Below are 13,553 nucleotides of genomic sequence, written 5' to 3'. Positions count from 1 at the left end.
AACGCCGGACGGGCTGAAAAACCAGCCCCTCCGGCGATTGAGGAGCGGGGTCTGGGGCGGAGCCCCAGAAGGATGGGACGGGTAGGGGCGGCGGGGGCGAGAACAAACCCCCGCCGCACCCGACTCACGAAGACGCCGGTGGATACAGCGACCGCGGCAGCTGTGACGCCGCCGCCGCGTCCAGGAGCCACAGCGTCCTGGAACGCCCGTACGCCCCCGCCGCCGGAGCCTGAATCTCCCCCGCACCCGACAGCGCGATCGCCGCGGCCTGCGCCTTGTCCTCGCCCGCCGCCAGCAACCACACCTCACGCGCCGCCCGGATCGCGGGAAGCGTGAGTGTCACACGGGTCGGCGGAGGCTTCGGCGCGCCGTGCACCCCGACGACCGTGCGCTGCGTCTCCCGTACCGCCGGCAGTTCCGGGAACAGGGAGGCGACGTGGGTGTCGGGACCCACGCCCAGCATCAGGACGTCGAAGGTGGGCACCGAACCGTGGTTCTCGGGACCCGCCGCCCGCGCCAGTTCCTCCGCGTACGCGGAAGCGGCCGCCTCCACGTCCGCGCCGAACGGACCGTCCGACGCGGGCATGGCATGCACCCGCTTCGGATCCAGCGGCACCGTGTCCAGCAGAGCCTCGCGGGCCTGCGTGACATTGCGGTCGGGGTCGCCCTCGGGGAGGAAACGCTCGTCGCCCCACCACAGGTCGAGCCGGCCCCAGTCGACGGCGTCCCGCGCGGGGGCGGCCGCCAGCGCGGCCAGCAGGCCGTTGCCGTTGCGGCCGCCGGTGAGGACCACGGACGCCGAGCCCCGGGAGGCCTGGGCGTCCACGATCTTCGTGATCAGCCGGGCCGCAGCGGCCTGCGCCATCAGCTCCTTGTCGCGGTGCACGACGAGCTGCGGAGTACTCACTTCGCCGCCGCCTTCTTCACTTCCTGCGCCGTCGCTTCCTTCGCGGATGCTTCAGCAGCGACCTTGGAGGGCGCCCCGGCCGGTTCTCCTTTGGCCGGTGACTCCCCTTTGTCCGCCTGGGTCTTGCCCTCGGCCTCCTCGGCCGGCGGCTCCCCGACCCGGGCCACGGCGGCCTGGGCCAGCGCCACGGCCTGCTCCGCCTTGGCCACGGCGGCCTCCGCGCCCCTGACCGAGGTGGCCGGCACCGAGTTCAGCCGCTCCACCCCGAACCGCAACGCCGACGCGTAGGTGTCGTCCGGGTCGAGCCGCCGCAGTTCCTCCGCGATCAGCTCGGACGTCTCCCGCCGCTTCAGCGCCACGGCACGGTCCGGCTGGCCCTCGATGGAGAGGGTCGCCAGGGAGCCGTCCGCCCGGTCGAGCTTGATCGGGCCGCAGTCGGTGTCCATGCGGACCGCCGTCAGACCGGGGCCTGACGACAGCGACCGCTTGACGGGGACGTCCAGCCGGTCCGCGAGCCACATCGCCAGCAGCTCACAGCTCGGGTTGAACTCCTCGCCCTCCACCTCGACGGCCTTCACTTCGCAGACCACCTGGTCCAGAGCCGCCGCCAGCATCGAGCGCCAGGGCGTGATCCGGGTCCAGGACAGGTCGGTGTCGCCGGGTGTGTAGGTGTCGGCGCGGGACGACAGTTCCCGTACCGGCTGCTCCGAGGCGTACGTGTCGGTCACCCGGCGCTGGGCCAGTGCGCCCAGCGGGTCGTTCGCCGGGTCGATCGGCGCGTTCACCGGCCACCAGACCACCACCGGGGCGTCCGGCAGCAGCAGGGGGAGGGCGACGGACTGGGCGTGGTCGGACACTTCGCCGTACAGGCGCAGGACGACCGTCTCGCCGGTGCCCGCGTCCGCGCCCACCCGCACCTCGGCGTCCAGCCGGGACTGCGTACGGTCGCGGGGCGAGCGCGAGACACGCTTGATGACCACGAGCGTGCGCGAGGGGTGCTCGCGCGAAGCGTCGTTCGCGGCCTTCAGGGCGTCGTACGCGTTCTCCTCGTCCGTGACGATGACCAGAGTGAGCACCATGCCGACGGCCGGCGTGCCGATGGCCCGGCGACCCTGCACCAACGCCTTGTTGATCTTGCTGGCTGTGGTGTCCGTGAGGTCTATCTTCATGGCCGGCGCCAGCTCCGTCCCTCTCGTGCGAGCATTTCGTCCGCCTCGACGGGCCCCCACGTACCGGACGGGTACTGGGCGGGCCTGCCGTGCTGGTCCCAGTACCGCTCGATCGGGTCGAGGATCTTCCAGGACCGCTCGACCTCCTCGGTGCGCGGGAAGAGGTTCGAGTCGCCCAGGAGGACGTCCAGGATCAGGCGCTCGTACGCCTCCGGGCTCGACTCCGTGAAGGACTCGCCGTAGGCGAAGTCCATCGACACGTCCCGGATCTCCATCGAGGTGCCGGGCACTTTGGAGCCGAAGCGGACCGTGACGCCCTCGTCGGGCTGGACGCGGATGACGATCGCGTTCTGGCCCAGCTCCTCGGTGGCCGTCGTGTCGAAGGGGGAGTGCGGGGCGCGCTGGAGGACGACCGCGATCTCCGTGACGCGCCGTCCGAGCCGCTTGCCGGTGCGCAGGTAGAAGGGGACGCCCGCCCAGCGGCGGTTGTCGACCGACAGCTTGATCGCGGCGTAGGTGTCCGTCTTGGACTTGGGGTCGATGCCCTCCTCCTGGAGGTAGCCGACCGCCTTCTCACCGCCCTGCCAGCCGGCCGCGTACTGCGCGAACACGGTGTCGCGGCCCAGGTCCTTCGGCAGCCGTACGGCACCGAGCACCTTGGTCTTCTCGGCGGCCAGCGCGTCCGCGTCGAAGGACGCGGGCTCCTCCATGGCCGTCAGGGCCATCAGCTGGAGCAGGTGGTTCTGGATGACGTCACGGGCGGCGCCGATGCCGTCGTAGTAGCCGGCCCGGCCGCCGATGCCGATGTCCTCGGCCATGGTGATCTGCACGTGGTCCACGAAGGACCGGTTCCAGATCGGTTCGAACATCGTGTTGGCGAACCGCAGCGCCAGGATGTTCTGGACGGTCTCCTTGCCCAGGTAGTGGTCGATGCGGAAGACCTGGTCCGGGGCGAAGACCTCGTGCACGACCTTGTTGAGCTCCTCGGCCGAGGCGAGGTCGTGGCCGAAGGGCTTCTCGATGACCGCGCGGCGCCAGGAGCCGCTGCTCTGGTCGGCGAGGCCGTGCTTCTTGAGCTGCTGGATGACCACCGGGAAGGAGCGCGGCGGCACCGACAGGTAGAAGGCGAAGTTGCCGCCCGTGCCCTGTGCCTTGTCCAGCTCCTCGATGGTGCCGCGCAGCCGCTCGAAGGCCTCGTCGTCGTCGAAGGTGCCCTGCACGAAGCGCATCCCCTGGATGAGCTGCTGCCAGACCTCCTCGCGGAAGGGCGTGCGGGCGTGCGCCTTGACCGAGTCGTGGACCTCCTGCGCGAAGTCCTCGTTCGCCCACTCGCGGCGGGCGAAACCGACCAGCGAGAAGCCTGGCGGCAGCAGACCCCGGTTGGCGAGGTCGTACACGGCAGGCATCAGCTTTTTACGTGACAAATCGCCCGTAACGCCGAAGATCACCAGGCCCGACGGCCCCGCGATACGCGGGAGCCGTCGGTCGGCGGCGTCACGAAGCGGATTCGCTTCAGTGACGTTAAAGGGTGACAAGGGATCAGCCCTCCGAGGGGGCGAGGCGCTCCAGCACTGCCTCGGTCGACTTGAGCAGGTCGTTCCAGGACGCCTCGAACTTCTCGACGCCTTCGTCCTCCAGCAGCTGCACCACGTCGTCGTACGAGATGCCGAGCCGCTCGACCGCGTCGAGGTCGGCACGGGCCTGCTCGTAGGTCCCGGCGATGGTGTTGCCGGTGATCTCGCCCTTCTCCTCCGTGGCGTGGAGGGTGGCCTCGGGCATGGTGTTGACCGTGTTCGGCGCCACCAGGTCGTCGACGTAGAGGGTCGGCTTGTACGCCGGGTCCTTCACGCCGGTCGAGGCCCACAGCGGACGCTGCTTGTTGGCGCCCGCGCTCTCCAGCACGCTCCAGCGGTCCGAGGAGAAGACCTCCTCGTACGCCTGGTAGGCGAGGCGCGCGTTGGCCACGCCCGCCTTGCCGCGCGCGGCCTTGGCCTCGTCGGTGCCGAGCGCGTCGAGGCGCTTGTCGATCTCGGTGTCCACACGGGACACGAAGAAGGACGCCACCGAGCGGATCAGCGACAGGTCCAGCCCGCGCTCCTTGGCCTTCTCCAGACCGGCCAGGTAGGCGTCCATGACCTCGCGGTAGCGCTCCAGCGAGAAGATCAGCGTGACGTTGACGCTGATGCCGAGGCCGATGACCTCGGTGATCGCGGGGAGGCCCGCCTTGGTGGCCGGGATCTTGATCAGGGTGTTGGGACGGTCGACCAGCCAGGCGAGCTGCTTGGCCTCGGCGACGGTCGCGCGGGTGTGGTGCGCGAGCCGCGGGTCGACCTCGATGGAGACCCGGCCGTCCTGACCGCCGGTGGCGTCGAAGACCGGGCGCAGGATGTCGGCGGCGTCACGGACGTCCGCCGTGGTGATCATGCGGATCGCCTCTTCGACCGTCACCTTGCGGGCGGCGAGGTCGGCGACCTGCTGCTCGTAGCCGTCACCGCCGCTGATCGCCTTCTGGAAGATCGACGGGTTCGTCGTGACACCCACGACGTGCTGCTGGTCGATCAGCTCGGCGAGATTGCCGGACGTGATGCGCTGGCGCGACAGGTCGTCCAGCCAGATCGCGACGCCCTCCTCGGAGAGGCGCTTCAGTGCGTCTGTCATGGAAAATCAAACTCCTACGTCTCGTATGTGAGCGTCAGCGCTGGGCCGCGGCGAGGGATTCCCGCGCGACGGCAGCCACGTTCTCGGCAGTGAAGCCGTACTCCCGGAAAAGGACCTTGCCGTCGGCCGAAGCACCGAAGTGCTCCAGGGAAACGATGCGACCCGCGTCCCCGACGTACTTGTGCCAGGTCAGACCGATACCGGCCTCGACCGCCACCCGCGCCTTGACGGCCGGCGGCAGAACGCTGTCCCGGTACCCCTGGTCCTGCTCCTCGAACCACTCCACGCACGGCATGGACACGACCCGCGTCGGCACACCGTCGGCCTGGAGCCGCTCGCGCGCCTCGACGGCCACGTGCACCTCGGAGCCGGTCGCGACGATGACGACCTGCGCCTCGCCGCCCTCGGCCTCGAACAGCACGTAACCACCGCGCACGGCGTCCTCGTTGGCCTCGTACACCGGCACACCCTGACGGGTCAGCGCGAGCCCGTGCGGGGCGCCCTTGCCGAACTCCTTCGTGTAGCGCTTGAGGATCTCGCGCCAGGCGATCGCGGTCTCGTTGGCGTCCGCCGGACGCACGACGTTGAGACCGGGAATGGCGCGCAGGGACGCGAGGTGCTCGATCGGCTGGTGGGTCGGGCCGTCCTCACCGAGACCGATGGAGTCGTGCGTCCAGACGTACGTCACCGGCAGGTGCATCAGCGCCGACAGACGTACGGCGTTGCGCATGTAGTCGGAGAAGACCAGGAACGTACCGCCGTAGACACGGGTGTTTCCGTGCAGGGTGATGCCGTTCATCTCCGCGGCCATGGAGTGCTCGCGGATGCCGAAGTGGATCGTGCGGCCGTAGGGGTCCGCCTCCGGAAGCGGGTTGTCCGCCGGGAGGAACGACGACGTCTTGTCGATCGTCGTGTTGTTGGACCCGGCCAGGTCGGCCGAGCCGCCCCACAGCTCAGGGATGACCGCACCCAGCGCCTGGAGCACCTTGCCGGACGCGGCACGGGTGGCGACGCCCTTGCCGGGCTCGAAGACCGGGAGCTTCTCCTCCCAGCCGGTGGGCAGCTCGCCCTTGCTGATGCGGTCGAACTCGACAGCGCGCTCGGGGTTCTTGTCGCGCCACAGCTGGAACGACTTCTCCCACTCGGCCTTGGCCTCGGCGCCCCGCTCCAGTGCCTGGCGGGTGTGGCCGATGACCTCGTCCGCGACCTCGAAGGACTGCTCCGGGTCGAAGCCGAGGACGCGCTTGGTGGCCGCGACCTCGTCGTCGCCGAGCGCCGAGCCGTGGGCGGCCTCGGTGTTCTGCGCGTTCGGGGCGGGCCAGGCGATGATCGAGCGCATCGCGATGAAGGACGGCTTGTCCGTCACCTGCTTCGCGGCCTCGATCGCGTTGTAGATGGCGTGCGGGTCCAGGTCGCCGTCCGGCTTCGGGGCGATGCGCTGCACATGCCAGCCGTACGCCTCGTACCGCTTGACGGTGTCCTCGGAGACGGCCGTCTCGGTGTCGCCCTCGATCGAGATGTGGTTGTCGTCCCACAGCAGGATCAGATTGCCGAGCTGCTGGTGGCCGGCCATCGAGGACGCCTCGGCGGAGATGCCCTCCTGGAGGCAGCCGTCACCGGCGATGGCGTAGATGAAGTGGTCGAAGGGGGAGGTGCCCTCGGCGGCCTCCGGGTCGAACAGACCGCGCTCGTAGCGGGCGGCCATCGCCATGCCGACGGCGTTGGCGACACCCTGCCCCAGCGGGCCGGTCGTCGTCTCGACGCCCGTGGTGTGGCCGTACTCCGGGTGACCGGGGGTCTTCGAACCCCACGTCCGGAACGCCTTCAGGTCATCCAGCTCCAGACCGAAGCCGGCCAGGTAGAGCTGGGTGTAGAGGGTCAGGGACGAGTGGCCGGCGGACAGCACGAAGCGGTCGCGACCGACCCACTCGGCGTCCGCGGGGTCGTGCCGCATCACCTTCTGGAAGAGGGTGTAGGCGGCGGGTGCCAGGCTCATCGCCGTACCCGGATGGCCGTTTCCGACCTTCTGTACGGCGTCGGCGGCCAGGACGCGGGCGGTGTCGACAGCCCGCTGGTCCAGCTCGGTCCACTCGAGGTCTGTGGTGGTCGGCTTGGTGCTCACCCTGGGTCAGGGCTCCTCTCCACATGTCGGTTGCCGGCGTCACGGGCACACACGCCCACCGGCTGCCGGCGTACTCGGCGTCGGCCGGCCGCTGTCGAGCCTACCCCCGGAAGTACGTGCGTTTTTTCGACTCATTCCAGACTGCCGGGAGTCGCCGGGATGTGCCTCCCGACTGGGTCGTTCCACATTCGGCAAGTGAATACGGAGCCGCTCATCCGGGTGCTCAATCGAGCTTCGACGCGCCCGTCGGACCACCCCCTCCAACACGACCCCACCCCCGCGAATATCCGGGTCTGGGCAACGTCTACAGTGGCGTGGTACGCGCGAGCCTTTACCGGGACTTCACACGGGGAGGCTTGCTGGGATGTCTCTGTCAGGGGTGTGCGTGACGGCCGTTGAATCCCGTCCAGCGGGGATTATCGGGACGAGCCAGAGCCCGAGCCGGCGGCCGATCGGGGCCCGGGTCAAGGCGTTCGTGGCGTTGACCAAGCCGCGGATCATCGAGCTGCTGCTCATCACCACCGTTCCGGTGATGTTCCTGGCCGAGCAGGGCGTGCCGGACCTGACGCTGGTGCTTCTCACCTGCGTCGGCGGCTACCTCTCCGCCGGCGGCGCCAACGCGCTGAACATGTACATCGACCGCGACATCGACGCGCTCATGGACCGCACCTCGCAGCGCCCGCTGGTCACCGGGATGGTCAGCCCGCGCGAGTGCCTGGTCTTCGGCATCACGCTGGCGATCGCGTCGACGCTGCTGTTCGGCCTGACCGTCAACTGGCTGAGCGCCTGGCTCTCGCTGGGCGCACTCCTCTTCTACGTCGTCGTCTACACGATGATCCTCAAGCGCCGTACGTCGCAGAACATCGTGTGGGGCGGCATCGCGGGCTGCATGCCGGTCCTGATCGGCTGGTCCGCGGTCACGAACTCCCTGTCCTGGGCCCCGCTCATCCTCTTCATGGTGATCTTCTTCTGGACGCCGCCGCACTACTGGCCGCTGTCCATGAAGGTCAAGGAGGACTACGCGCGCGTGGGCGTGCCGATGCTCCCGGTCATCGCCTCCAACAAGGTCGTCGCCCAGCAGATCGTCATCTACAGCTGGGTGATGGTGGCGGTGTCGCTCCTGTTGACGCCGCTCGGCTACACGGGCTGGTTCTACACCGCGGTCGCCCTGGCCGCGGGCGGCTGGTGGCTGTGGGAGGCGCACGCGCTGCAGAATCGCGCGAAGGCGGAGGCGACGGGCGGCAAGCTGAAGGAAATGCGCCTGTTCCACTGGTCGATCACGTATGTGTCGCTGCTGTTCGTGGCGGTGGCCGTGGACCCGTTCCTGCGCTGACGCACGTCACAGTGCCCTGCCCTCGCCAGCTGATCTACCCGTGAGTAGCATCCTGGTCATGGCAGACAAGGTGGCCAAGCTGGCCAAGCAGATCAACACCTTCGCGAAGTCCCACGGCGGCGCCGAGGCCCAGGTGGCCTACATCGGCGAGCGGGGCGCCCGGATCGTGCTCGTCGGCGAGGACGGCGGCTGGGGCGACCTGGTGGCACCGTCGTACGAGACCGCCGAGCAGGCCGTGGAGAAGGCCGGCGTCACGCGCCACGAGTCCTTCGACGGCGAGTTCGCGGCGAAGGTGACGACGGGCGAGTACGAGTGGAAGAGGATGGCCGGCATCCAGCTCGGCGGCTGAGCAACACCCTCCTTTCAGGGCGAACCTGAGCCCGCCTCGCCCTTTCGCAACACCTAGTCACCGGTTCACCCGTTAGGACCTGTAGAGCAATCGCAGCGTCCACCTATGGGGAGCCCGGATGATCGACACGCCGTCTCTCGTGGACCAGTACTGCCACGGCGTACTGCGCACAGAGCTGGGCCTCGGCACCTTCGAGGCCCAGCTGGCCCGCACCGAAGGCCCACCGGCGCCCGGCACCACGCTCTTCGACACCCAGACGGGTTTCGCCGTACGCCGCTGGTGCCCCCCGCTCCTGGGTCTCGAACCGCACTGCCGGCCCGCGCGCTATCTCGCCCGGCGCCGAGAACTCGGCGTACTGGAGGCGGGCCGGCGCCTGCTGCGCGGCAGCGGCATCACGACGTACCTGATCGACACCGGACTGCCCGGCGACCTCACCGGCCCCCTGGAGATGGCGTCCGCCGGATCGGCCGAGGCCCGCGAGATCGTCCGCCTGGAACTCCTCGCCGAACAGGTCGCCGACACCTCCGGCACCGTCGAGTCCTTCCTGGCCAACCTCGCCGAGTCGGTGCACGGCGCGGCCGCGAACGCGGTGGCCTTCACATCGGTCGCGGGCGTACGGCACGGCCTCGCACTCGCGCCCGAGCCGCCGGGGCCGGGCGAGGTGCGGGGCGCCGCCGGCCGCTGGCTGGCGGCACGCAGGGTCGGCGGTGAGCTGAGCGACCCGGTGCTGCTACGGCACCTGCTGTGGATCGCGGTGGCGTCGGGACTGCCGCTGCAACTGCACGCGGGACTGGGCGAGCCGGGCCTGCGCATCGACCGTACCGACCCGGTGCTGCTCACGGACTTCGTCCGCGCCACGGCCGGCCTCGGCACCGACCTGATCCTGCTGCACGGCTACCCCTACCACCGGCACGCCGCCCACCTGGCCGGCGTCTTCCCGCACGTCTACGCCGACTCCGGCGCCGCCCTCATCCGCACCGGCGCCCGCGCGGCCACGATCCTCGCCGAGATCCTGGAACTGGCCCCCTTCGGCAAGATCCTCTTCTCCAGCGGAGCCCAGGGCCTGCCCGAACTGCACGTGGTGGGCGCCCGTCTCTTCCGCGAGGCGCTCGCCAGGGTGCTCGGCGGCTGGGTCGCCGAGGGGGCGTGGTCGCTGGCGGACGCGCAGCGGGTGGCGGGGATGGTGGCGGCGGGGAACGCGCGCAGGGTGTACGGGCTGGACTGAGCGGCCCGGACGGCTACGCGCGGGTGCCGACCGCGGCCTCGGCCGTCGGACCCGGGATCCCGATCTCCTCGTGCGGACGTTCCCGCAGGGCGAGCAGGACGCGGAGCGTGGCGATCCAGACCAGGGCCGAGCCGAACATGTGCAGGCCGACCAGGATCTCGGGGAGGTCCGTGAAGTACTGGACGTAGCCGATGACGCCCTGGGCGAGGAGGATCAGGAAGAGGTCGCGGGTGCGGTTCAGGGGGCCCTTCGGGGCGTCGACCGCCTTGAGGACGAACCACAGGGCGAACGTCAGCGTGACCACGATCCAGGCCAGCACGGCGTGCAGCTTGGTGACGTTCTCCCAGTCGAGAGGCATCCGCTCGACCTCGCTGGAGTCGCCCGCGTGCGGGCCCGCGCCGGTGACCACCGTGCCGACCAGGATCAGCAGCGCCGACGCCGCGACCAGGAACCACACCAGCTGCTGCACCGCCCTGCCCGCCAGCGGACGGGTTGCCCCGTCGCCCTCGCGGGCGCGCTGCCACATCACCGTGGCGACCGCGATGAGCGCGGACGTCGCCACGAAGTGGGCCGCGACCGTGTAGGGGTTCAGGCCGACCAGGACGACGATGCCGCCGAGCACCGCGTTGCTCATGACGATCCAGAACTGCACCCACCCGAGCCGGGTGAGCCCACGCCGGTACGGCTTCGCGGAGCGCGCCGCGATGATCGCCCAGCCGACCGCGGCGCACAGCACGTACGTCAGCATGCGATTGCCGAACTCGATGGCGCCGTGCAGGCCCATCTCGCTGGTGGCGGTGAGCGAGTCGTCGGTGCACTTGGGCCAGGTCGGGCAGCCGAGACCGGACCCGGTGAGGCGTACGGCACCGCCGGTGACCACGATGAGCACCGACATCACGAGCGCGGCGAGCGCCGCCCGTTGGACCGCCCTCGGGCTCGGGGTCCAGCGTGCGGCGATGAAGGCGAGCGGGTTGCGCACGGCCGCTACGGCGTCGGCGCGGGTCAGCTTTGGCACGCGCCCTATCGTAGGCGGCCGCTTGTGCACGCTTTCACGAGGGTCCCGTTCGCCCTTCGGTCCGGGCTACTCCCATCGGTCCGGGCTACTCCCAGCGGAAGAACTTCCCCGCTGCCGCCAAAGCGACGACCGCCCACACGGCGAGGATCCCGAGGTCGCCCCAGGGCATCCCGGCCCCGTGCTGGAGCACGTCCCGCAGTCCGTCCGACAGCGCCGAGATCGGCAGCAGGCCCAGCACGTCCTGCGCACCCGCCGGGAACTTGTCCAGCGGCACGATCACTCCGCCGCCGACGAGCAGCAGCAGGAACACCAGGTTGGCGGCGGCCAGCGTGGCCTCGGCCTTGAGCGTGCCGGCCATCAGCAGGCCGAGCCCCGAGAAGGCGGCCGTCCCCAGGATCAGCAGCAGGACGACCGCTGCCGGGTTGCCGTGCGGCGACCAGCCCAGCGCGAACGCGATCACCGTGAGCAGCAGGATCTGCAGGACCTCGGTGACCAGCACCGACACCGTCTTCGCGGTCATCAGGCCCCAGCGCGGCAGCGGTGAGGAGGCCAGCCGCTTCAGCACGCCGTACCGGCGCTCGAAGCCCGTGGCGATGGCCTGCCCCGTGAACGCCGTGGACATCACGGCCAGCGCGAGGATGCCGGGGGCGAGGAAGTCGACGGCCTCGCCGGAGCCCGTGTCGACGATGTCCACCGAGCTGAACAGGACCAGCAGCAGGGTGGGGATCACCACCGTCAGCAACAGCTGCTCGCCGTTGCGCAGCAGCATCTTCGTCTCCAGGGCCGCCTGCGCCCCGATCATGCGGGGGAGCGGGGCGGCGCCCGGCCACGGGGCGTACGTACCCGAACCTGTACCGACGGCGGTCACGCGCGCAGCTCCTTACCGGTGAGCTCCAAGAAGACGTCCTCCAGAGTGTGCCGTTCCACCGAGATCCGGTCCGGCATCACCCCGTGCTGCGCGCACCACGACGTCACCGTCGCGAGCAGCTGGGGGTCGACCTTGCCGCCGACCCGGTACGAGCCCGGTGTCAGCTCCGCGGCCGTGCAGTCGGCGGGCAGGGCCTTGAGGAGGGATCCCACGTCGAGGCCCGGGCGGCCGATGAAGCGGAGCGTGTTCTCGGCGCCGCCCCGGCACAGCTCCTCCGGGGAGCCCTGGGCGATGACCCGGCCCGCGTCGATGATCGCGACATCGTCGGCGAGCTGCTCGGCCTCGTCCATGTAGTGGGTGGTGAGGATGACCGAGACGCCATCCGCGCGCAGGTCCCGGATCAGGTCCCAGGTGGCCCGGCGGGCCTGCGGGTCGAGCCCGGCGGTCGGCTCGTCGAGGAACACCAGCTCCGGGCGCCCGACCACGGCCATGGCGAGCGCGAGCCGCTGCTGCTGGCCGCCGGAGAGGCGGCGGTAGCCTGTCCGGCCGCAGCTGCCGAGGCCGAGCCGTTCGATGAGGGCGTCGACGTCCAGGGGATGCGCGTGCAGCTTGGCGACATGGCGCAGCATCTCGTCCGCCCGCGCGCCCGAGTAGACGCCGCCGGACTGGAGCATCACGCCGATCCGGGGCCGCAGCGCGCCGGACTGTCTCACCGGGTCGAGCCCCAGGACACGCACGGTGCCGGAAGTCGGCCTGCGGTATCCCTCGCAGGTCTCGACGGTCGTCGTCTTGCCCGCGCCGTTGGGTCCGAGTACGGCCGTGACGCCCGCCTGGGCCACCAGGTCGAGACCGTTGACCGCGGTTTTGTCGCCGTACCGCTTCACCAGGGCCTGGACCTGGAGCACGGGCTCAGTTCGCATGGCTCCAGAGTCTAGGTACGCGGCCGGTAACCCGAACGGCCGGGTTCACATCTGTTCCCCGCGGGGCCGGTGTATCGCCAGCCACCGCTCGGCGTACGCCACCGCGTCCGCCACGGGGAACAGCCGTACGTCGGCCGCGCCCGCCTTCCCGCGCAGGACGGTGCGGTCCCGCTCGAAGTCATGGCCCAGCTCGTCGAACCGGTCCGAGGTGATCGACACCTCGGTCACCACCTCCCAGCCCGCGGGCCCGGGCCGCCCGACCTTCACGAGCGGCGAAGGTATCCGGTACTCGGCGAGATGGAAGCTGGTGCACGCGTCGTAACCGGCGCCGAGCAGCAGCACGCGCGCGTGGAACTCCTCGAGGCGGGCCAGCGGGCTGCGCTCACCGAGCCGGCAGTCGAGGGCGTGGCCTGCGACGATCTCGCCCGCACGCGGGCCGACGGCGGCGAAGGACGTCTGCGGGTGCGCGCTGCGCAGGGCGCCGGGCCAGGTCCGTACGGTCTCCGGGATCACGCCGACCCCGCGCGTGGGCGTGACGGCCGGGTCGTACGCGGGCATGGTCGCCCGGATGGACTCCCACCACTCCTCGGGCACGGGCGGGTTGCTCCACACCGCCGGATCCGAGAGGTCGCCGGTCTGGGTGGGGACCACCAGGGTGCCGTCGGGGCCGAGGACGTCGAGCAGCGCCTGGACCACCGCGACGGAGCCTCCGCAGACCCAGCCGAGCGAGCTGAGCGAGGAGTGCGCGAGGACGGTTTCACCGGTTTGGACGCCGAGCTCGCGCAAATGTGCCGCGAGGGTGCCCCGAGTGACAAGAGGGCCGGTCGGAGGGGGTGTCGACATGTTTCGGGAGTGTCCCGCAGGGAGCCCCACGACGCCAGCGATTTGATCGATCAAAGATCGTTTCCGCAGGTCAGATTAGGTATGCCTAAGTGACGCAGGGCACCACCGAGCCGCCCGGTCGCCGCTTGCCTGGCTTTGAGGAAT

General features: G+C 70.4%; 12 protein-coding genes. 3 read left to right on the top strand and 9 right to left on the bottom strand.

What is annotated here, in order from left to right:
• Positions 1–124: 124 nt before the first annotated feature.
• From pgl to tkt, 5 genes are read right to left on the bottom strand one after another with little or no spacing between them, the layout of a single operon-like run.
• Positions 125–907: a 6-phosphogluconolactonase gene (pgl, locus tag OG254_RS12245; RefSeq protein ID WP_405580563.1), complete on the bottom strand. Its 783-nt coding sequence runs from the start codon at positions 905–907 to the stop codon at positions 125–127.
• A complete protein-coding gene (gene opcA / locus OG254_RS12240) occupies positions 904–2,076 on the bottom strand; it encodes a glucose-6-phosphate dehydrogenase assembly protein OpcA (RefSeq protein WP_405580560.1) in 1,173 nt (390 codons plus the stop codon). The genes pgl and opcA overlap by 4 nt, the downstream gene beginning before the upstream one ends.
• Entirely contained in the window at positions 2,073–3,611 is a 1,539-nt protein-coding gene (gene zwf / locus OG254_RS12235; RefSeq protein ID WP_405580557.1) for a glucose-6-phosphate dehydrogenase, read from the bottom strand. The genes opcA and zwf overlap by 4 nt, the downstream gene beginning before the upstream one ends.
• A 4-nt stretch (positions 3,612–3,615) precedes the next feature.
• On the bottom strand, positions 3,616–4,734 hold the full coding sequence (gene tal / locus OG254_RS12230; protein WP_405580554.1) for a transaldolase: 1,119 nt from the start codon (positions 4,732–4,734) through the stop codon (positions 3,616–3,618).
• Between the two features lie 34 nt (positions 4,735–4,768).
• The gene (tkt, locus tag OG254_RS12225) at positions 4,769–6,856 is read right to left on the bottom strand and encodes a transketolase (RefSeq protein ID WP_405580551.1); all 2,088 of its coding nucleotides are present in this window, start codon (positions 6,854–6,856) and stop codon (positions 4,769–4,771) included.
• Between the two features lie 379 nt (positions 6,857–7,235).
• On the opposite strand from tkt, the gene OG254_RS12220 reads away from it, so the two are divergent.
• From OG254_RS12220 to OG254_RS12210, 3 genes are all read left to right on the top strand, one after another.
• Positions 7,236–8,189, top strand: coding sequence for a heme o synthase (locus OG254_RS12220; protein ID WP_405594959.1), 954 nt, complete (start codon positions 7,236–7,238; stop codon positions 8,187–8,189).
• A gap of 58 nt (positions 8,190–8,247) precedes the next feature.
• On the top strand, positions 8,248–8,538 hold the full coding sequence (locus tag OG254_RS12215) for a hypothetical protein (protein ID WP_147996689.1): 291 nt from the start codon (positions 8,248–8,250) through the stop codon (positions 8,536–8,538).
• Positions 8,539–8,656: 118 nt separating this feature from the next.
• Complete coding sequence (locus OG254_RS12210; RefSeq protein WP_405580548.1) at positions 8,657–9,763, top strand: amidohydrolase family protein; 1,107 nt, start codon at positions 8,657–8,659, stop codon at positions 9,761–9,763.
• A gap of 13 nt (positions 9,764–9,776) precedes the next feature.
• On the opposite strand, the gene OG254_RS12205 is transcribed toward OG254_RS12210, so the two are convergent.
• From OG254_RS12205 to OG254_RS12190, 4 genes are all read right to left on the bottom strand, one after another.
• A complete protein-coding gene (locus OG254_RS12205; RefSeq protein WP_405594957.1) occupies positions 9,777–10,787 on the bottom strand; it encodes a COX15/CtaA family protein in 1,011 nt (336 codons plus the stop codon).
• A gap of 76 nt (positions 10,788–10,863) precedes the next feature.
• Positions 10,864–11,580, bottom strand: a complete 717-nt coding sequence (locus tag OG254_RS12200) for an ABC transporter permease (protein WP_405594955.1) — start codon at positions 11,578–11,580, stop codon at positions 10,864–10,866.
• A 62-nt stretch (positions 11,581–11,642) separates the two neighbouring features.
• Complete coding sequence (locus OG254_RS12195) at positions 11,643–12,566, bottom strand: ABC transporter ATP-binding protein (protein WP_405580545.1); 924 nt, start codon at positions 12,564–12,566, stop codon at positions 11,643–11,645.
• A 45-nt stretch (positions 12,567–12,611) separates the two neighbouring features.
• Positions 12,612–13,409 carry an aminoglycoside N(3)-acetyltransferase gene (locus OG254_RS12190; RefSeq protein ID WP_405580542.1) on the bottom strand — a complete coding sequence of 266 codons (798 nt, stop codon included), beginning with the start codon at positions 13,407–13,409 and terminating at the stop codon, positions 12,612–12,614.
• Positions 13,410–13,553 lie beyond the last annotated feature (144 nt).

Source organism: Streptomyces sp. NBC_01092, assembly GCF_045039535.1.
Classification (GTDB): domain Bacteria; phylum Actinomycetota; class Actinomycetes; order Streptomycetales; family Streptomycetaceae; genus Streptomyces.
The sequence above is the reverse complement of the archived record's forward strand: the minus strand, read 5'-3'. Positions and strand labels throughout refer to the sequence as shown.